Below are 20,457 nucleotides of genomic sequence, written 5' to 3'. Positions count from 1 at the left end.
CCATGCGATTCAAAAGCTTGCGTGCCAGGATCGCGTTCGTCGTCGTGCTGCTGATGCTGGCGGCACAAGCGGCCGCGTATGTCGTCATCAGCTCGGTGATCGAGCGCAATGCTGTCAGTAACGCCGAGCAGCAGCTTGCCGTGGCCGAACGTGTCTTCCGGGCAGTGCTGCGCACCAACGGCGAAAAGCTGACGCAGGCGGCCACCGTCGTGGCGGCCGATTTTGGATTCCGCGAAGCCGTCGCCACGCACCACGAGAGCACGGTCGTTTCGGCGCTGAGGAACCACGGCAGCCGCATCGATGCCGATATCGTCATCCTGGCCGATCTCGACGGTAAGCTCATCGCCGATAGCCGCGGCTACGTGCATGGGCGCGAGGCATTCCCGTTTCAAGAGTTGATGCAGACGGCGACGCACGGGCGCGAGCGTGCCGCTATCGGCGTCATCGACGGCCGGCTGTATCAACTCGTCGCCGTCCCCGTCAAGGCGCCGCTGCCGGTGGCTTGGGTCGCGATGGGTTTCCTGATCGACGACCGGATGGCGCATGACATGGCGAGCCTGACGTCGCTCGACGTTTCCTTTCTCGATCGACTGCCCGACGGACGCTGGCTCACGCTGGCTAGCACGCTGCCGACAAAATGGGCCGAGCGGGCGAGCCCGGAAGACGGTGTCGACGATCGCTACGCCACGCGCGTGATCTCGCTGACGTCGACGGGCGCGCAGGTGGTCGTCGTGCTCCAGCGTTCGTTGACGGCTGCCTTGGCGCCGTTTCATCGGCTGCAGTCTGCGCTGCTGGCGATCACCTTATTCGGCGTGTTGTTGTCGATCGCCGGCAGCATTGTGACCGCGAGAAGCGTGACGCGGCCGATCGCGGCGCTGATGATTTTCGCGCGCCGGGTGGGCTCGGGCGACTACGCGGAGCCGATCGCCGTGCGGCACGAGGACGAGATCGGCGAGCTTGCGCAGGCGTTCAATCGCATGCAGGAGGGCATCTCGCGGCGCGAGCATCGGATCACTGAACTCGCCTACACCGATCGGCTGACAGGCCTGCCCAACCGCGCTATGTTCAGCGATCGATTGCAGCAGAGTATTGCCGAGGCATTGCCGGAGAAGCGGGCGTTCGGCGTCATGATGATGGACCTGGACCGGTTCAAGTACGTCAACGATACGCTCGGTCATCCGATCGGCGATCTGCTGCTGTGCGAGGTGGCGCAGCGGCTGCGCGAGACACTGGCGCATCATGCCGGGTTGGTCGCTCGCCTGGGCGGCGATGAATTCGCCGTGCTGTTGCCGGACGACGATATCGTCGGCGCCGAGCGCGTGGCCGTCCGTATCCTGAAGGCGCTCGAACAGCCGATCTCGATCGAGGGGCAGCCCGTCGACGTCGGTGCCAGTATCGGCATCGTCACGTTCCCCGATAACGGCACCGACATGAACGTGCTGCTGCGGCGGGCGGATATCGCGATGTATGTCGCGAAACGTTCGAATCTCGGTGTGGCGCGTTACGAGGAGCGGCACGATAACAGCAGCGCCGAGCGGCTCTCGTTGATGAGTGAATTGCGGCGTGCGGTCGAACAGGACCAGCTGCTGCTGTTCTACCAGCCGAAAGTCGATCTCTCGACGCGTACGGTGAAATACGTCGAGGCGTTGGTTCGATGGGATCATCCGGCGCGCGGCTACGTCTCGCCCGATCAGTTCATTCCGTTCGCCGAACAGACGGGCTACATCAAAGCCATCTCTTATTGGGTGGCCGACAAGGCTATCCGGCAGTGCGCGATATGGCGTAACGCGGGGATCGAATTGGCCATCTCCGTCAACGTGTCGGCGAGAGAGTTGATTCAGTCTTCGCTGCCCGACACCTTCGCGGCGCTGCTGCGCAAATACGATGTCCCGGCGGACATGCTGTGGATCGAGATCACCGAAAGCGCGATCATGGACGATCCGAATCATGCGATCGAAACGCTCGATCGATTGCATGCGCTCGGTATCCGGCTTGCCGTCGACGACTTCGGGACCGGCTACTCGTCGTTGTCGTACCTGAAGCGCATGCCGGTCGACGAATTGAAGATCGACAAGTCGTTCGTCATGGGCATGACCGAGAACAGCGACGACGAGATGATCGTGCGCTCGACGATCGACCTCGCGCACAACATGGGGCTGAAGGTGGTCGCGGAAGGCGTGGAAACGCAGGCCACCCTGACGCGACTGGCGGATCTTCACTGCGATCTAGCGCAAGGCTTTCATTTGAGCCGGCCGTTGCCGCCGGAGCAGCTCGAAGCCTGGCTCGATCAGTGGCGCGGGGCACAGGGTGAGCGATCGGGCGATCGCTCACCGCGGTCATCGGAGACGTTTAGTCTCCCGTCAACGTGAACGTCGGCTGCCGGTAGCCGACACCGGCACGCGCGAGCTTCGGCAGTTCGCGTTCTTTCAGCACGGTCGCAAAGCCCGCCCAATCACGATTGAGCGCAGCGATATCGACATGGTGCGTCACACCCAACTCATAGGTCACGCCGGCCGTGTACGGGAGCTCCCAGTCCGCCTCGTGCCAGGCGCGTTCGGCGAGTGCCAGCAAGCGCGGATACACCATGTATTCGAGCAAGCGATCGTTGCGCATCACTTCGCCCCAGGCTTGTCCCTGCATGCCATGGATAGGCGGCGCGGCGCCCGTGCTCGTTACCGAGAACGGATTGCCGTCGCGATCGCCGAATACCTCGGCGTTTTGCGGCAGGTTCTCGGGTGCGAACGAGAAGACCTTGTACTCGTCGGTCGCGTGCGAGCCCCAGTAGTAGCCGCGTTCATGCGGGTTCAGGGTGTAGGGGAAATCGAAGTACAGGTAATCGGGCAGCGCGAGCACCGGTTCGAATCCCTTTGCGCCGTAGTTGCGTGCACTGTCTGTCGCGCCCCAGAACACCGTATCCCAGATCGATGCGATGACGGGACGCGTGGCGAAATCGGACGCGCCGTTAGCACCGCTCAAGCCGTCTTCCCATGCCCCCATCGTATCGACGCCGTTCGCGGCGGCTTGCGCGCTGACTTGCTTGGCCAAACGCGTCGGCAGCTCGTCGATCGATTTGATTTCCCCTCGCTGCAACAGCGCCATGCAGGCCGGCGAGCGTCCCCATGGTTTGTCCTGAATGGCCAGATTGACGCGGCCCTTGTTCGGATCGGTGCCGTTCAGCGGCTGGAAGCCGCCGCCGAGGAAGATGTTCTTCGCCTCGTCGCCGCCGAACTGCCACGTGCGCAGCGGGACCTGCGCGTCCGCGTACATCGACGCAATCTCGTGGATCACCTTGCCCGTGAAGTTCAGCGTGCCTGGCACGCACGGGTTGATGTGACTATGGCGGTCGTAGAACTGCACCGTCGTGACGTTCGTCGCATCTTGTGGATCGAGCAGGCGGTACTGCGTCGCCTCCGATTCGCGCCCCTCGGCATGCAGACGCCGATAGCGCGCCTCCATCGACATGACGGCCGCGCGCGCGTGCCCGGGCATGTCGATCTCGGGAGTCGTTTCGACGAAATGATCGGCCGCGTAGCGGAGCAGTTTGACGAATTCGTCGCGCGTGAGATAGCCGCCACCCGATTGATTCTCGGGGCCCGAGGCAAGCTGCGGCAGCAGGCAATGCGTCTCGCTCGGATCGAAACAGCGGCGTCCGCCGACTTCCGTCAGCTCGGGCAGACCGGGAATTTCGATGCGCCAACCTTCGTCGTCGGAGAGATGGATGTGCAAGCGGTTGAGTTTGTACGCGCTCATTTGATCGATCAACCGGCGCAGCGTGGGCGGATGCTTGAAGTTGCGCGCGAGGTCCACATGCATGCCGCGGTACGGGAAGCGCGGCGCGTCTTCGATGCGCATCGCCGGAATGCGTCCGCCGCCGACGGGCGTCAGGGAGAAGAGCGTCTGGACGCCGTAGTACACGCCCGCCGGATCGTCGCCTTCGATGAATGCGCCGCGCGGCGTGATCGTCAGGCGGTAGCCGCCCGGGGTCGCGATGTCGGCGGGGAGCCGCTGCGGCGCGACGACGCCGACGACGGGCGTACGCGAATCGTCGAGCCCGAGCGTCTGCGCGCGATCGCGCAGCGCATCGGTTTGTCCGGGCGATAGGCCCGCCAGCTGGAACTGCACGCCGTGCAGGTCGAGCGAGCCGCCGAGTGCGCGCTCGCGTTTCACGCTCGGTAGCGCGCGAGTGGCGATGGGCTGCGCGGAGACGGGCGGGGCGTTGCCCGTGGAATTGTTCTGGGCGTCGGCCGGGAGCGACACGACATAGCGTGTTTCGTCGTCGGTGTCGTCGAATTGCAGGATTTCAGGCGGCGCGCCGTCCACCGCGACGAACGGGCGCGGCAGCAAATCGCTATAGCGCAGGTACCAGTACTCGGCGACGAACGGCAGCGTCACGCTTTGCCCGGGCGCGAGAAACACTTTGCCCGGCAGCGGTGTGAGCGAGTAGAGATCGCCCGTCAGATGCTGGAGGGCGAAGTTGGGATTATCGAGCCTGAGCAGGCGGCGAATGCTGTGCAAGTAAAGCTTCCAGCCGCCGGCCCAGATCGTTTTCTTGCCCTGATTCGTGAGGATCAGATGTCCGGTGGCGCAGGCGGCGCCGTCGGCGCCGAGATCGGCGCACGGCAGGCCGGCTGCGTTCGCGTGATTGTTGTCGATGGCCACGCGCAGCGCGAGGCTGCTGGCGAGGAAGGCGGTGAGTGCGGCTGGGCTCTTGGTAGTGGCGTCGGCCGCCAGGGCGGCTGAGTTCGATGCGGCAAGCGGTGCCGGCTTGGCCGCGGTCGACACGACGGTCGCCGCCGCGGCTAACAAGCCGACGCGCAAGACATGCGCGATTCGATTCATTCCATGCTCCTCGGAAAAAAACGGCGATACGACGCCGCAGGGTTACGTCGCTGCTATCGGGTCTTTCAAGGAAGCTTTCGTGCTGAGAAGGGGCGGCTCGCGTGGCGAGGCGCCTCTGGGCGACTGGGCGATAGATGAGCTACGGCCCGGTCACTGGAGGATCTTAGGTGGTCTTTGATTGGTATTCAAGTGGCATTAAATGGACCTGAAGTGGCCTCTCATGACCTTCCGGTGGTCTGAGTGACCTTGGCTGGCTTAGCGAGCGCTCAAAAAGCTCGGCGCAGACATCAATCGTGCTCGACGTTTGCGGGAGCTGACTCAGCAGTCGCTCGCTGAACGGGAGGGCGTGGGATTTGAGTACCGTGAAGCGGTTGGAAGCTGGCGACCCGCGCATGCAACTTCACGTTCTGGCGCGGGTGCTACACCTTTTCGGCGAGCTTGGCAGGCTCGACGAACTGCTTGGTGCCGGGCAGGACGAAATCGGCTTGGCGCTGGTGGAGCAGCGGTTGCCCCAACGGTGCGGGTCCGGAAGAACAAGACAAATGCATTTTGAACAGCGTGGGAAGACCGCAGTGCCCCACTTGCCGTGAATCAGAGCGGATAGCTGTCTGCCCGTGGCGACAAGGAGTCGCGCCACGGAGCAGGCGGGCAGTGCTCCGAGCTTAGAAGTTGCGGTTCAGGCCGTCCGGCACCGCGAGATGTTCGGGCGGCGGGTTCTCCCGTCACAATCGACGGGGAGTCGGGCGCATACGGTTACCCCGCTCGTCAAGCCAACACCCCCCGCCGCGCCAGATTCCGATATAACGCCCGCACGCCGAAATGCCACGGCGCGATCTCCGTCGACAACCGCACCGTATTGACGAGCGCCCCCAACGCCGGCGTCGAGATCGTCACGGTATCGCCGAGATGGTGCGTGAACCCGCCGCCCGCCGCATCGCGGTCTTTGATCGGCGAGAACATCGTCCCGAGAAACAGCATGAAGCCGTCCGGATACTGATGATGCGCGCCGCAGGTTTGCGAAACGAGATCGAGCGGATCACGGCTGATCTCGCGCATATGGCTCACACCCTCGAGCACGAAGCCGTCTTCGCCCTTGATCAGCAGCGAAACGCTCGCCTCGCGGATCGTGTCGAGCGTGAAATCGCCGTCGAACAACCGAATAAACGGGCCGATCGCGCACGAACCGTTGTTGTCCTTCGCTTTGCCGAGCAGCAAGGCGGAACGCCCTTCGATGTCGCGCAAGTTGACATCGTTGCCGAGCGTCGCACCCACGACCTGTCCCGCCGCGTTCACGGCCAGCACGATCTCGGGCTCAGGATTGTTCCATGCCGACGTCGGATACAAACCCACCTGGGCACCGAAGCCCACCGCCGACATCGGCTGCGACTTCGTAAACACCTCGGCATCCTCGCCGATCCCAACTTCCATGTACTGCGACCACGCGCCACGGCGTTTCAGTTCTTCCTTGAGCCGCATCGCCGCCGCCGACCCCGGCCGGATCTTGGCGAGGTCCGTGCCGATCAACGCGTGCAGCGAATCGCGGATATCCGCGGCGCGGCCCGGATCGCCGCCAGCTTGCTCTTCGATCACGCGTTCGAGCAAGCTCACCGCAAAGGTGACGCCGCACGCCTTGATCGCCTGCACGTCGCACGGGGCGAGCAAGCGAACGGCGCCGGGTTCGTGCGGCTCCTCGCCCGTTTCGGCGCTGCCGCGCAACAGCGCATCGACAGGCCCCAGCAGCTCGCCCGGTGCTAACCGGGCAACGGCTGCGGCGTCGTCGCGATCGAACAAGTCGCTCGTTGTCGGCGCGCTGGCCGTGATGTCGAACACTTGGCCATTGCGCACGACGACGACGGACGGCCCGTTGTGGGGCGCGCCGCGCCAAACGCGCCCGACGAGCAGCGCGCGATCGAGGTCGGAGGGCAGACAAGCAGCGAAATCGATAGGCATGACGATCAGGTCTCGCGATGAATAAAACGGTGAGTTCTATGAATTCGGGGAATTCGGTGAATTCGCGGTCAATGCGAATGGCGCGGATCGCCGCGCGTTTCGATGACTTTCAGATAAAGCGTGGCGGGCTCCAGGCAACCGCCCGTCGACAGCTGACCGACAAACTGCCGGTAGATCTCCTGCCACGGCGTTTGCGACGGCGGCACGCTCGGCGCTGCTTCGCCCCGTCGTCGGGCGAGTTCCGCTTCGTCGACGAGCAATTCCACGCGCCGTGCGTTCAGATCGACGCGGACGCGATCGTCGGTGCGCATCAGCGCGAGGCCGCCGCCGGCCGCCGATTCGGGCGACATATTCAGGATCGACGGGCTCGCCGAGGTGCCGCTCTGGCGCCCATCGCCCATGCAAGGCAACGACGTCACCCCGCGTTTCACCAGCTCGGCCGGCGGCGCCATGTTGACCACCTCCGCGCTGCCCGGATATCCCAGCGTGCCGCACCCGCGCATGACGAGGATGCAGCGTTCGTCAATGTTGAGAGCAGGATCATCGATACGAGCCCGATAGTCCTCCGGGCCGTCGAACACCACGGCACGTGCCTCGAACGCATTCTCGGCACCGGGTTCGCTCAAATACGCCTGACGAAATGCCTCCCCGACGACCGACATCTTCATGATCGCGCTATCGAAGAAATTGCCCGACAGCACGATGAAACCCGCGCCATGCTTCAACGGTTCGGCGTACGAACGAATGACGTCCCCATCCGCCTCGGGCGCCTGTTCGACGATTTCGGAAATCGTGCGCCCCGATACCGTCGAACATTCGCCATGCAGCAGGCCCGCTTGCGAAAGCTGCCGCAACACGGCCGGCACGCCGCCGGAACGGTGAAAGCTTTCCCCCAGGTATTCGCCGGCCGGCATACAGTTCGCGAGCAACGGGACATCGGCGCCGAGGCGTTGCCAATCGTCGAGCGTCAATTCGACGCCGATGTGGCGCGCGATCGCGATCAAGTGCGGCGGACAATTCGTCGATGCCCCAAGCGCGGACGCGACGACAATCGCATTCTCGAATGCCGCTTTGGTGAGAATGGACGAAGGCCGCACATCGTCGCGCACGAGTTCGACAATGCGCTTGCCCGTCGCGTAAGCCATCTGTCCGCGTTCGCGATAGGCGGCGGGAATCGACGCGCAGCCGGGCAGCGACATGCCGAGCGCTTCGGCCAGGCTGTTCATCGACAGCGCCGTGCCCATCGTGTTGCAATGCCCGATCGACGGCGAGGCGGCCGCAGTGAGCCGCATGAAGCCTTCGTAGTCGATGTCTCCCGCCGCGAGCAGGTTGCGAGCGTGCCAGATGACGGTGCCCGATCCCACGCGCTTGCCCTCGAACCAGCCGTCGAGCATCGGGCCGCCAGACAGGACGATGGCGGGCAGATCGACGGTCGCGGCCGCCATCAAACAAGCTGGGGTGGTTTTGTCGCAGCCCGTGGTGAGCACGACACCGTCCAACGGATAGCCATGCAGAATTTCGACCAGCCCGAGATAGGCGAGATTGCGATCGAGCGCGGCCGTCGGCCGCCGGCTTTGCTCGGCCAGCGGATGGACGGGAAACTCCATCGGAATGCCGCCTGCATCGCGGATACCGGCTTTCGTGCGGGCGGCCAGCTCGATGTGATGGCGATTGCAGGGCGCGAGGTCGCTGCCCGTCTGCGCAATGCCGATGATCGGCCGCCCCGATTGCAGTTCCTCGCGCGTGAGGCCGTAGTTCATGAAGCGTTCGACGTAGAGCGCCGTCATGTCGGCATGCGACGGATCGTCGAACCAGTTCTGGCTGCGCAGCCTGCGCGGGGGAGTCGGTGACATGGGTGTTTCGTTCTCCTGATCAGTGTCCGCGGACGAGGCCGCGCGTCAGCACGTTCTGCGGCAGGCCCGGCACGGGCGCGCGAAACGTGAACAAGCCGCCCGCCAGCGTCTCCCGCTCGCGTTTGGCCTCGCTCAATCCCTTCATCGCCGTCGTCACGTAGGCGGTACGTAAATCGTCGCCGCCGAACACGAGCTTCGTGATATTCGAGCAAGGGAAGGCCACGGTATCGATTTGCTTTCCGTCGCGCCCATAGCGTTCGATGCATCCGCCGCCGAAAAGTGCGACCCACAGGCAGCCTTCGGCATCGACAGCCATGCCGTCGGGGTAGGCCGTGCCCTGCACTTCGATGAACACGCGTTTGTTGGACAGCCGGCCCTGTTCGTCGACATCGGACGCGTAGATCGTGCGCCCGCGCGTGTCGGTGTGGTAGAGCGTCCGGCGATCGGGGCTCATCGCGGGACCGTTCGCGATGTCGTAGCCGTCGTCGCGCAGCTCGACCCGGCCGTCGTCGGCCACACGATAGAGCGCGCCGGTCGGCTCGCTTTCGTCGTCGTCCATCGAGCCGAACCACAAGTAACCCAACGGATCGGCAAAGCCGTCGTTCAAGCGGTTGCCCGCGCGGTCGCGCTCCACGTCCGCCAGTTTGTCGAACGAGCCCGTGCGGGCGTCGAACCGGTAGAGCCCTTTGCGCAGTCCGCAGACGAACAGGCCATCGGATGCCGGCACGATGAAGCAAGGTTCGCTCGGCGCCGGCCAGGTCATCGTCTCGCGCGTGCCGGCTGCGTAGCGGTGCACGTGCTTGCGCTTGATGTCGACGAAGTAGACGGCTTTATCGGTTTTGCTCCAGACCGGCCCTTCGCCGAGTTCGGCGCCCAAGGGCCAGATACATTCGGGTGAAATCATCAGGATGCTCCGTACCATCCCGCATCGACGAAGTACTCGCGTCCCGAGCAGCGCGAGCCGTCGTCCGATGCGAGAAACAAGGCCATGCGGGCCACATGCTCGGGCTCGACCCGCTCGGGTAGGCATTGGTCGGCCACAAGCTTTGCCTCGCTGTCGGGCGATTGCCACAGCTTCATCTGCCTCGGCGTGCGCACGGCGCCCGGGATGATCGCGTTCACGCGGATCCCATGTGCCCCGAGCTCGCGGGCGAGCCCGCGCGTGAGCCCTTCGATGCCGGCCTTGGCCGTCATGTAGATCGAGAGGTTCGCGAGCGCGAGGTGCCACGAGATCGAACCGAGGTTCAGAATCACTCCGTGGCCCGCAGCCTTCATGCCGGATGCCGCATATTGCGCGCAGAAAAATTGGTGCCGCAAGTTCACGGCGATGCGCTCGTCCCAGTAAGCCGGCGTGATCGAGCCGAAGGGATGGCGGTCGTCGTTGGCGGCATTGTTGACGAGCACGTCGATCGTTCCGCCTTCGGCGCAGATCGCGGCGAATACACGCTCGATCGCGCCGATATCGCGCAGATCGCAATGATGGAAGACGGGAGGATGCCGGGTATCGCGCAGCCGCTCGGCCAATTCGCGCGAATCGGCCTCGGCGATATCGAGGAAGAAGACGCGCGCGCCTTGCGCGGCGAACGCTTCGACAATCGCGGCGCCGATACCGCTGCCGCCCCCCGTGACCACGACGGTCTTGTCCACCAAGCTGGGAAAAATGGCGTACGACATGCGAAATTCCAAGTTTGAAGAAATTGCCGGCTGCGCGGCATGCGCCTTGAGTATTGCGCCGCAGCAGGCCGGGTGTGCGAAACGGGTCTTTCGTTCGTGCCGCGCGTCAGCGGCGGTTCGAGCGCGAGACGACATCGATCCAGACGGCCAGCACCAGGATCGCGCCTTTCGCGATCATCTGCCAGTAGGCATCGACATCGAGCATCGACATGCCGTTATCGAGACTCGCCATGACGAGCGCGCCGATCAGCGCGCCATAGACGGTGCCGGAGCCGCCGCGCATCGACGTGCCGCCGATGAAGCAGGCCGCGATCGCGTCCAGCTCCCCCATGTTGCCGGCGGACGGCGAGCCGGCCGCGAGCCGCGCCGTATTGACGATGCCGGCGAACGCGCACATGAGCCCCATCAGCGCGAAGATCGCGAGCTTGACGCGATTCGTATCGACGCCTGAGAGGCGCGTGGCTTCGAGGTTCGAGCCGACCGAGTAGATGCGGCGGCCGAACACCGTCTGCGTGGCCACCCACGTGAAGATGCCGAGCATCAGCAAGACGAGCAATACAGGGACCGGGATGCCGCCGTAGTTGTCGAGCGTCGCGACGAAGGCGAGGATGACGGCGCCGGCGCCGACGATCTTGGTGATGTCTTGCCAAAGCGGCGGCACGGGCAGCGCATAGCGGCGGCGGTTACTGCGCTGACGCGCCGTCACGTAGGCCAGGACGGCGAACAGCAGCAACGCCAGCGCGTTGCCCGCCAGCCGCGGCAGATAGCCTTGGCCGAGGAAAACGAAGCGATCGGAGACGGGGGCGATCGTGGAGCCGCCCGTGATGCCGAGCAAGATGCCGCGATAGGCGAGCATGCCGCCGAGGCCGACGATGAACGACGGCACGCGGCGATACGTCGACAGCCAGCCGTTGAACAAGCCGGCCGCCATGCCGAGTACCAGTACGACGGGAATCGTCGCTTCGATCGGCCAGTTGCGATTCGCATCGAGAATCGCGGCGATGCCGCCGAGCAGCCCCAGCAGCGAGCCTACGGAGAGATCGATTTCGCCGGCGATGATGACGAATACCATGCCGCACGCGAGCATGCCGCTGATCGCCATCTGTCGCAGTAAATTCGACAAATTGCGCGGTGTGGCGAATGCGCCGTGCGTGAGGACCGTGAAAAACAGCCAGATCAGCGCGACGGCCAACAGCAGCGCCAGGATCTTGTAGCGCGCGAACCATTGGCGAATACGGTCGGCGCCGGCGGGCGACGCGCTGGCGGCCGCGCGGGCGGGGGAAAGGTCCGGTGTCATGCTTCGAAGGTCTCGTTGGAGTGAACGGCCGCGGCCCGCTGTGTGGGTTCGAGCGCGGCCGAAAGAATGGCCTCTTGCGTGAGTCCGTCGCCCGCGAAGTCGCCGCGCAGCTCGCCCTCGCCCATGACGAGAACGCGATCGGACAGGCCCAGCACCTCGGGCAGTTCCGACGACACGACGATGATCGCGATGCCTTGCTTGGCCAGCGCGAAGATAAGCTTGTAGATCTCGTACTTCGCGCCGACATCGACGCCACGGGTGGGCTCGTCGAGGATCAGCACTTTCGGTTCGGTCAGCAGCACGCGCGTGAGCACGGCCTTTTGCTGATTGCCGCCCGACAGGTGAGCGATCGGAAGAAACGGATGCGCGGCACGCACCGAGAGCCGCTTCATCGATTGGTGAATCGTGTCGAGTTCGAGGGCCGCATCGATGGCGCCGCGTTTGACGAATCGCTGCAGCACCGCGAGCGTGATGTTGTGGCCGACGCCGAGGTCGGGCACGATCCCATGCGCCTTGCGGTCTTCGGGCACCATGCCGATGCCCGCCCGGATCGCATCGCCCGGCGAGCGCACGGCGATGGCACGCCCTTCCATGACGACCGACGCGCGATACGTGCCTGGATACGCCCCGAAGACGGCCTGCATCAGTTCGGTGCGGCCGGAGCCGACGAGCCCGGCCACGCCGAGAATTTCGCCGCGTCGAACGCCGAACGAGACGTCGTCAACCCGCTTCCGGCGCGGATTCGTCACATCGAAGCAGGTGACGTTGCGTGCTTCCAGGACGATTTCGCCGATCTCATGCGGCTCGCGCGGAAAGAGATTGGTAATCTCCCGGCCAACCATCAACGCGACGATGCGCGAGGCGGGCATCGCGGCGAGCGGCGCTGTTTGTACGGGCCGGCCATCGCGAATGACGGTGACCGTATCGCAGACGGCTTCGACTTCTTCCAACTTGTGAGAGATGTAGATGCAGGCGACGCCGCGCCGTTTCAAATCGCGCACGATGTCGAGCAGCACACGTGTCTCGGCCGCCGTCAGCGAGGAGGACGGTTCGTCCAGAATCAACAGCCGCGCCTGCTTGTTCAACGCCTTGGCGATCTCGATCAACTGTCGATGTCCGCCGCCGAAGTTCATGACGGGCTGGGCGACATTGATCCCTTCGATGCCGAGTTCGCGCAGCAATGCGTCGGCACGCTGGTGCATCGCCGCGTAGTTCATCCGGCCGCCGGGCAGCGTGATTTCGTTGCCGAGGAAGATGTTTTCCGCGACGGATAATTCGGGCACCAGCATCAGTTCCTGATGGATGATGACGATGCCGGCGCGTTCGGTCTCGCGCACGCTCGAGGCGCGCAGCGGGGCGCCATCCCAGAGGATCTCGCCGTCCCAGGTGCCATGCGGATAGACACCCGAGACGATCTTCATCAACGTCGATTTGCCGGCGCCGTTTTCGCCGCACAGGCCCAGGCATTCGCCGGGGGCGACCGACAAATCGATGCCGTCGAGCGCCTTGACGCCCGAGAACGTCTTGACGATGCCGCGCAGCGACAGCAACGGTTCCTTCTCCACCATGCGTCTCGTTCCTTGTTCGATGCACGCTCTGGCGCGCGGTGCCGCTGTTCAGGCGAGCGCCGCGCGCCGCCTTGGCGTTATTGGCCCGAGAGCTGCGCTTGCGTGTAGAAGCCGTCCTTGACGACGACGTCGACATTCTTCTTGGTCAGCACGATCGGCTGGAGCAGGACGGTATCGACCTTCTTCTTGCCGTTGTCGTATTGGGCGTTGAAGGCCGGCTTGTGCCCTTGCGCGAGATCCACGGCAAGTTGCGCCGCCTGCGACGCGATGACTTTGATCGGCTTGTAGACCGTCATCGTCTGCGTCCCGGCGATCACGCGCTTCACCGCGGCGAGATCGGCGTCCTGGCCCGAGACGGGCACCTTGCCCGCGAGCTTTTGCGCCGCCAATGCCTGGATGGCGCCGCCGGCCGTGCCGTCGTTCGACGCGACGATGGCGTCGATCTTGTTGCTGTTGGCCGTCAGTGCATCTTCGACGATGCGCAGCGCCGTGGCGGCGTTCCACTCGGGCACCCACTGTTGGCCCACGACCTTGATGTCGCCGCGGTCGATGGCGGGCTGCAGCACCTTGAGCTGGCCTTCGCGCAGCATCTTGGCGTTGTTGTCGGTGGGGGCCCCGCCGAGCAGGAAGTAATTGCCCTTGGGCTGCGCATCGAACACGCCCTTGGCTTGCAGCTCGCCGACCTTCTCGTTGTCGAACGAGATGTAGGCGTCGACGTCGGCGTCGAGGATCAGGCGGTCGTAGGACACGACTTTGATCCCGGCCTTCTTCGCTTCCGCCACGACATTGCCGAGCGTTTTGGAATTGAACGGCACGATGACGATGACATCCACGCCGCGAGAGATCAGGTTTTCGATCTGCGAAATCTGCCGCTCTTCGCTGGCATCGGCCGATTGCACGGAGACGGTCGCACCGAGCTTCTTGGCCGCGGCGACGAAGTAGTCCCGGTCGCGCGCCCAGCGTTCGACGCGCAGATCGTCGATGCAAAAGCCGATGACGGGGTGGTCCTTGCTTGCGTGGGCGAGCGGGGCGGCGAGCGTCAAGCCTGCCAGAACCGCGCTTGCGATGAACGAGCCTAAAATGGAACGCCGTTTTGCGAATGCCATGTCTCCACTCCTGTCTTATATGTTGGGATTTCGTGCGTCGCTTGGGTTTGCCGACGGGCCATGGTGCAGCGGCGGCGCGCTCGCCACAATTGCGAAATTGCGCAGCGGGACTAACGTTTCTTGCCGGAGGGTGGCAAAGGTAGGGGCAGGCGTCCCGTTCGCGCCTAGAATCACGAAAACGAATGCAGAGACAACCGCGGAAACACCCGCGGTGAAATTCGGCCGGCGAGCAGGCGCATGAAGCGCGGCGCGCCACGATCGACAGGAGACGACACCATGTGCGAAGTGCGACTCGCGCGACCCGCGGCGGGAATCCGCTCCGGGGTGCGACGATGACGAGGGCGGGCGCCCCCGCGCCGCAAAAGGCGCATCGCATCGCCCTGCTGTTCAATGCGAACAAGGTGTACGACCGCGAAATCATCACGGGCGTCGGGCAGTACCTGCTGTCGACGCGCGTGAGCTGGAACCTGTTTCTCGAGGAGGATTTCCGTTGCCGCCTGGGTGGCATCGAGCGTTTCGACGGCGACGGGATCATTGCCGACTTCGACGATCCGCTCGTGTGCGAGGCGCTGGCGCATTGCCCGCTGCCCGTGGTGGCTGTCGGCTCCTCGTTCGAAGACCCGTCCCACTATCCGGACAATGTGCCGTATATCGCCACCGACAATGTGAAGCTCGTCTCGCTGGCTTATACGCATTTGATCGGTGCCGGGCTGCGACACTTCGCGCTGTATAGCCTGCCGCAGTCGAACGAGCATCGTTGGGCGCAGCAGCGCGAATTGGCGTTTGCGCGTTTGCGCGAGACGGACGGCATTGGGCGGGAGCAGATCGATACCGAGATTTATCGCGGGCTGTCCACAAGCGCGCCCACCTGGAATCAGGCGATCGAACAGTTGACCCAGTGGCTCCATGCGCTACCCAAGCCGGTCGGTATCATCGCGGTGACCGACGCGCGGGCGCGGCAGCTCTTGCAGGCGTGCTTGATCGCCGGTATCCCGGTGCCGGAAGACGTCGCCATCATCGGCATCGACAACGATCCGCTCACGCGGACACTGACGCGCATTCCGCTGTCGTCGGTGATTCAAGGCACCGAGGAGATGGGACGGACGGCGGCGCACATGCTTCATCAGATGCTGCATGGCGCGCGCTTTCCGGGCCGGCGGATTCTCGTGCCGCCCGTGGGCATCAACGTGCTCGATTCGACGAAGCATCAACCGCTGGCCAGCCCGTATGTCGCCCGTGCGCGTCACTTTATCCGGCAATACGCCTGCCAGGGGATTCGGACGGAGCAGGTTGCCGATTACGTCGGGGTGTCGCGTTCGTCGCTGGAAGAGCATTTTCGGCGCGAACTCCGTTGCACCGTGCATCAGGACATTCTTCGGCAGAAACTCGATGCGGCCAAAGCGTTGCTCGTCAAACGCGATGTCTCGAGCGCCGACGTTGCCGTGCGCTGCGGCTTTAAATCGGTCCAGTATCTGCATGCGGTATTTCGCCGCGAACTCGGCTGCACGCCGCGCGAGTATCAAGATCGCGCCAGCACGCGCGAAGCTGTTTAACCCGGCGAAGCTCCGGCACTTTTTCGAATTTCGTTTTCACTACCTCACGACCCTATGATCAGCACTGCCAAGTTGTCGCACGAACCCTGGGGCGCGCTGCCCGGCGGACGCACCGTTCACCTCTTCACGCTACGCAATGCGCACGGGATGCGTGTGTCCGTCAGCGAACTCGGCGCAACGCTCGTTTCCTGGCATGCGCCCGATCGCGCGGGGCGGCTCGGCGACATCCTGCTCGGGCACGATACGCCTGCGGACTACCGGGAAGCGAAAACCTACATGGGTGCGCTCGTCGGCCGCTGGGCGAACCGGATCGCCGGCGGGCGCTTCACGCTCGACGGCATCGCCTATACGGTCGATCGCAATGAGGGCGAGAACTCGCTGCATGGCGGATCGATGGGTTTTCATCGCGCGATCTGGCAGGCGCGCGAGGACGAAGGCGCCCTGGTGCTGACGCTCGATTCGGAAGAGGGGGAGGCCGGTTTCCCCGGCAATGTGCACGTCGAAGTGCGCTATACGCTCGACGACGACGGCGAACTGACGATCGACTACCGGGCGAAAACCGACGCGCCCACACCGCTGAACCTCACGAGCCACGGCTACTTCAATCTGACGGCGCAGGCCGGCGCGGATATCCGGGGGCACGTATTGTCGATCGATGCCGATTCGTTTTTCGAAGTCGATCCGACGCTGATTCCGATCCGGGAAACGGCCGTTGCGGGCAACGCGTTCGACTTTCGCGAGGCAGCGCCGATCGGCGCGCGGCTCGAATGGCCGCACGAACAGCTTTCGCTCGCGCGCGGCTTCGATCATTGCTACGTGCTGCGCGAGGCTAATGCCGCCGGGCATGGCGGCGAGGGCGAGCGGCCGGTGTATGACGTGGCGCGGCTGTACGATCCGGCGAGCGGGCGCGCGATGACGGTTTCGACCGATCAGCGCGGCTTGCAGTTCTACACCGGCAACTATCTCGACGGCGTGCGCGGCCGCGACGGGGCGGTGTACGCGCGCCACGCGGGGCTGTGTCTCGAAGCGGGCGGGTTCCCGAATCAAATCAACATGGCTGACCGCGAGGACGTGATCTCGCGGCCCGACAAGCCGTACCGGCAAGTGACGAAGTATCGCGTCGGCGTGCTCGACTGAGCTTGAACAGGCATAAAGGGTAAAGGCGCGCGCTCATGCGCCTTTACGCCTTTGCGCCGTTGCGCCGTTGTGCCGTTGTGCCGTTGTGCCGTTGCGCAAGGCCGCGGCTAAGACACACACTCGTAACGCCCGACCTCGTGCTCGGCATGCACGCCGGGATGTCGGCGCGTGGCCTCCCACAGCGGCGAGGCGTCGACGTTGCCGTCGTGCCCGTGATGCCCGCGAGCCGCCGCGTGACGGTGCGCTTGCGCCTGCGTCCACCGCGCGAAGTTCAACACGTGCGCTTCGTCCCGTGTGGCGAAGAAATTCGCCGAAATGTGGCCGTCGGGCGGTTCGGCATCGCCGTTGAGCGCGAGCATGACCTTATCGATCCAGCTCGCCTGGATGACGCCGCTCGGCTTTTGGAGCGATTGCCGGACGACGACGAGGCATTCGCCGGGGCCGCTGCGGCCGGAGGTCCAGCCGCCGGCCGGCACAGCCACATCGACCCACTCGGGCACGGCCTCTCCGGCAAGCGGTTCGATCGCGTGCGCGATCGCATCGACAACCGTGCGCTCGGCGGCCTCGAAGCGGCTCACCCGCCAGGCGGCGACGAAGAGCAAGGCGTTTTGGTCGACGTCGCGGTAGACGTCAGTCAGGGTGCCCGTGGGCACGGCATGGGCACGTTCGATCAGCATTGGCATCGCGCGCTCGAGCGCGTGGCGCGAGGCGAAGGTGACGCGGCCCGCGGCGAGCAGGCGAATGTCTTGATCCGTGGGGCTGAAGCGATTCGACAAAGGCGACATGAGCTTTTTCCTCCATGGCATCTACGTTACCGCGTCTTGGCCATGCTTGCCGCATGCATTGCACGCACAAGTCGACTCCCCCTCATTTGACAACGCACTTACGCTCGCGTAAATTTCGCGCACGCGTCGGGAGAGTGCGCTCGCGGTAGGGCTTTTCGCCTGCCGGGAACGCCGCCGAAGGGGCACACCCAGAAACTCTCAGGCAAAAGGACCGACCGCGTCGAAAGGCTTATCTGCATTGCCAGGCGGGTCTTTCGCACTCTGGAGAGTGGTGGCAGTTCGCAGCGGCGCACCGAGTCAGGGCAGCGCGCGCGGGCAAGCCGCCCACCGAAGGGGCGCGCGCAGCGATCGGGGAAACGATATTCGTCCCCGTAGGCGCAATCTCTCAGGTACCGAGGACAGAGGGGTCATGCATCGCATTCGCCGCAGGCATCGGGCCTCGCGAGTGTCGGTCGGCATGGCCCTTTTTTTGTTTTCGCGACACCTTTGCGCGCCGAGGCCCCCAATGACCGAACTGAAAAACACCCCCCTGAACGCCGCTCACCGCGCCCTCAATGCCCGCATGGTCGATTTCGGCGGCTGGGATATGCCTGTCAACTACGGCTCGCAAATCGACGAACACCACGCGGTGCGCACCGATGCCGGCATGTTCGACGTCTCGCATATGTGCGCGGTCGATTTCGCCGGCGCGCAAGCCCGCGCATTCTTCGAATACGCGACCGCCAACAACGTCGGCAAGCTGCAAACGCCGGGCCGGGCGCTGTATTCGTGCATGCTGAACGAAGACGGCGGCGTGATCGACGATCTGATCGTCTACTTTTTTTCCGATGATTTTTTCCGCGTCGTCGTCAACGCCGGCACGGCCGAGAAAGACATCGCCTGGTTCAGCCGCTTGAATGCCGAGCGCGGCTTCGGCCTTGCCATCACGCCGCGGCGCGACCTGGCGATCGTCGCGGTGCAGGGCCCGAACGCGCGTGCGAAGTGCTGGCAAGTCCTGCCTTCCGTGCGCGAAGCCACCGAACCGCTCAAGCCGTTCAATGCCGCACGCGTGGAGGCGGCCCCCTACGGCGAGCTGACCATCGCGCGCACCGGCTACACCGGTGAGGACGGCTTCGAAATCATCGTGCCGGCGCAGCACGTCGTCGCACTCTGGCAAGCGTTGCAAGCGGCCGGCGTGCGCCCCTGCGGGCTCGGCGCGCGCGACACGCTGCGGCTTGAAGCCGGCATGAACTTGTATGGCCAGGACATGGACGAAAACGTCTCGCCGCTCGATGCCGGGCTGGCCTGGACGGTCGACCTGACCGCACCGCGCGCGTTCGTCGGCCGCGCCGCCCTGGAGCGCGACGGCTCCCGGCAGGCGTTCGTCGGCCTCATCCTGCAAAAGGAAAACGGCAAGGCTGGCGGCGTGCTGCGGGCGCACCAGAAAGTCGTGACGCCCCACGGCGACGGCGAAATCACGAGCGGCACGTTTTCGCCGACCATGCAGGAATCGATCGCGTTCGCCCGCGTGCCGAACGGCGTGCGCGCCGGCGATATCGTGCAAGTGCTGATTCGCGACAAGGCGTTGCCCGCAAGCGTGGTAAAACTGCCGTTCGTGCGGGGCGGCAAGGTGCTCGTGGCCTGAACGCGGCCCTCGCGCGCGAGACGTCCACCCTTACGCTTTCGATTCAACGCATCTCTTATTCCTATCTCACCAGGAGCAACACATGAGCAACGTCCCGGCCGATCTGAAATATACCGACGAACATGAGTGGGTCAAAGCCGAAGGCGACGGCACCGTATCGGTGGGCATCACCGATCACGCCCAAGCGACGCTCGGCGACATCGTCTTCCTCGAACTGCCGGAAGTCGGCAAAGAAATCAAGGCCGGTGACGCCGTGGGCGTCGTCGAATCGGTGAAGGCGGCTTCCGATATCTACGCGCCGGTGACGGGCCAGATCGTTGCTGTCAACGAGGCGATCGTCGACGCGCCCGACGAAGTCAATTCGGATGCCTACGCCGGCTGGCTGTTCAAGGTGAAGCTGGCCGATCCGGCCTCGATCGACAGCCTGCTCGACGCCGCCGCCTACGAAAAGCTCGTCGGCTGATCTTTCCCTTTTGTTTTTGCCGCGCGGCGCTTGTCGCTTGCCTGTCATTTCCGTGACGAGCCGCCGCGCACCACACGCCGCCCTATCATGAAGCTCGAACACCCGGATCGTCTGATGAACCGCACTCCTCTCTCGCTTGCCGCGCTCGAGGTGCATGACGCCTTCGCCGAACGGCACATCGGCCCGGATTCGGCCGACCAGCAAGCCATGCTCGAAGCGCTCGGCTTTGCGTCGCGCGCGGCGCTGATCGACGCCGTCATTCCGAAGACGATCCGCCGCACCGAGCCGCTGCCGCTCGGCCCGTTCGCGCAGCCGAAAAGCGAGGCCGAAGCGCTCGCCGCCCTGCGCGAGCTGGCGGACAAGAACCAGGTGTTCCGCTCGTACATCGGGCAGGGCTATTACAACGCACACACGCCGACGGTGATCCTGCGCAACGTGCTGGAAAATCCGGCTTGGTACACGGCTTACACGCCGTATCAGCCGGAAATTTCGCAGGGCCGTCTGGAAGCGCTGCTGAACTTTCAGCAGATGGTGGTCGATCTGACCGGCCTCGCCATTTCCAATGCGTCCTTGCTCGACGAAGCCACCGCCGCGGCCGAAGCCATGAC

14 protein-coding genes, 1 pseudogene and 2 riboswitches are annotated in these 20,457 nt (G+C 64.5%); of the genes and pseudogenes, 6 read left to right on the top strand and 9 right to left on the bottom strand.

Annotated features, from left to right (window positions below; all coding sequences use genetic code 11):
• Positions 1 to 2 precede the first annotated feature (2 nt).
• The gene (locus tag ACTHL0_RS08300; protein WP_440566240.1) at positions 3 to 2,369 is read left to right on the top strand and encodes a putative bifunctional diguanylate cyclase/phosphodiesterase; all 2,367 of its coding nucleotides are present in this window, start codon (positions 3 to 5) and stop codon (positions 2,367 to 2,369) included.
• Here ACTHL0_RS08300 and ACTHL0_RS08295 read toward each other — a convergent pair.
• From ACTHL0_RS08295 to xylF, 8 genes are all read right to left on the bottom strand, one after another.
• Positions 2,350 to 4,839: a family 20 glycosylhydrolase gene (locus ACTHL0_RS08295; RefSeq protein WP_440566238.1), complete on the bottom strand. Its 2,490-nt coding sequence runs from the start codon at positions 4,837 to 4,839 to the stop codon at positions 2,350 to 2,352. The two genes, ACTHL0_RS08300 and ACTHL0_RS08295, sit on opposite strands and share 20 nt — an antisense overlap.
• A gap of 765 nt (positions 4,840 to 5,604) precedes the next feature.
• Complete coding sequence (locus ACTHL0_RS08290; RefSeq protein WP_440566237.1) at positions 5,605 to 6,789, bottom strand: fumarylacetoacetate hydrolase family protein; 1,185 nt, start codon at positions 6,787 to 6,789, stop codon at positions 5,605 to 5,607.
• Positions 6,790 to 6,857: 68 nt separating this feature from the next.
• Positions 6,858 to 8,642: an IlvD/Edd family dehydratase gene (locus ACTHL0_RS08285; RefSeq protein WP_440566236.1), complete on the bottom strand. Its 1,785-nt coding sequence runs from the start codon at positions 8,640 to 8,642 to the stop codon at positions 6,858 to 6,860.
• Positions 8,643 to 8,661: 19 nt separating this feature from the next.
• A complete protein-coding gene (locus tag ACTHL0_RS08280; RefSeq protein ID WP_440566235.1) occupies positions 8,662 to 9,546 on the bottom strand; it encodes an SMP-30/gluconolactonase/LRE family protein in 885 nt (294 codons plus the stop codon).
• A complete protein-coding gene (locus ACTHL0_RS08275; protein ID WP_440566234.1) occupies positions 9,546 to 10,316 on the bottom strand; it encodes an SDR family NAD(P)-dependent oxidoreductase in 771 nt (256 codons plus the stop codon). The genes ACTHL0_RS08280 and ACTHL0_RS08275 overlap by 1 nt, the downstream gene beginning before the upstream one ends.
• A gap of 106 nt (positions 10,317 to 10,422) precedes the next feature.
• Complete coding sequence (locus ACTHL0_RS08270; protein WP_440566233.1) at positions 10,423 to 11,613, bottom strand: sugar ABC transporter permease; 1,191 nt, start codon at positions 11,611 to 11,613, stop codon at positions 10,423 to 10,425.
• Complete coding sequence (xylG, locus tag ACTHL0_RS08265; RefSeq protein ID WP_440566232.1) at positions 11,610 to 13,181, bottom strand: D-xylose ABC transporter ATP-binding protein; 1,572 nt, start codon at positions 13,179 to 13,181, stop codon at positions 11,610 to 11,612. The genes ACTHL0_RS08270 and xylG overlap by 4 nt, the downstream gene beginning before the upstream one ends.
• A gap of 77 nt (positions 13,182 to 13,258) precedes the next feature.
• On the bottom strand, positions 13,259 to 14,287 hold the full coding sequence (gene xylF / locus ACTHL0_RS08260; protein ID WP_440566231.1) for a D-xylose ABC transporter substrate-binding protein: 1,029 nt from the start codon (positions 14,285 to 14,287) through the stop codon (positions 13,259 to 13,261).
• A 332-nt stretch (positions 14,288 to 14,619) separates the two neighbouring features.
• Here xylF and ACTHL0_RS08255 point away from each other — a divergent pair, with 332 nt between their 5' ends.
• Both ACTHL0_RS08255 and ACTHL0_RS08250 read left to right on the top strand, forming a co-directional pair.
• Positions 14,620 to 15,840, top strand: a complete 1,221-nt coding sequence (locus tag ACTHL0_RS08255) for a XylR family transcriptional regulator (RefSeq protein ID WP_440566230.1) — start codon at positions 14,620 to 14,622, stop codon at positions 15,838 to 15,840.
• Between the two features lie 54 nt (positions 15,841 to 15,894).
• Complete coding sequence (locus ACTHL0_RS08250) at positions 15,895 to 16,977, top strand: aldose epimerase family protein (protein ID WP_440566229.1); 1,083 nt, start codon at positions 15,895 to 15,897, stop codon at positions 16,975 to 16,977.
• A 107-nt stretch (positions 16,978 to 17,084) separates the two neighbouring features.
• Here the strand turns inward: ACTHL0_RS08250 and ACTHL0_RS08245 are convergent, their stop codons facing one another.
• Positions 17,085 to 17,762 (bottom strand): hypothetical protein, encoded by a 678-nt coding sequence (locus tag ACTHL0_RS08245; RefSeq protein WP_440566228.1) that lies wholly within the window; start codon positions 17,760 to 17,762, stop codon positions 17,085 to 17,087.
• A 117-nt stretch (positions 17,763 to 17,879) separates the two neighbouring features.
• Positions 17,880 to 17,987, top strand: a riboswitch (glycine riboswitch).
• 26 nt (positions 17,988 to 18,013) lie between these two features.
• Positions 18,014 to 18,174: riboswitch (glycine riboswitch) on the top strand.
• A gap of 93 nt (positions 18,175 to 18,267) precedes the next feature.
• On the opposite strand from ACTHL0_RS08245, the gene gcvT reads away from it, so the two are divergent.
• The 3 genes and pseudogenes from gcvT to ACTHL0_RS08230 form a co-directional block, all read left to right on the top strand.
• Positions 18,268 to 19,386 carry a glycine cleavage system aminomethyltransferase GcvT gene (gene gcvT, locus ACTHL0_RS08240; protein ID WP_440566227.1) on the top strand — a complete coding sequence of 373 codons (1,119 nt, stop codon included), beginning with the start codon at positions 18,268 to 18,270 and terminating at the stop codon, positions 19,384 to 19,386.
• Positions 19,387 to 19,468: 82 nt separating this feature from the next.
• Complete coding sequence (gene gcvH / locus ACTHL0_RS08235) at positions 19,469 to 19,849, top strand: glycine cleavage system protein GcvH (RefSeq protein ID WP_440566226.1); 381 nt, start codon at positions 19,469 to 19,471, stop codon at positions 19,847 to 19,849.
• Between the two features lie 87 nt (positions 19,850 to 19,936).
• Positions 19,937 to 20,457 (top strand): annotated as a pseudogene (locus ACTHL0_RS08230) (glycine dehydrogenase (aminomethyl-transferring)); the annotation flags it as partial.

Source organism: Trinickia sp. (assembly GCF_051961175.1).
In the GTDB taxonomy this organism is placed as follows: domain Bacteria; phylum Pseudomonadota; class Gammaproteobacteria; order Burkholderiales; family Burkholderiaceae; genus Trinickia.
The sequence above is the reverse complement of the archived record's forward strand: the minus strand, read 5'-3'. Positions and strand labels throughout refer to the sequence as shown.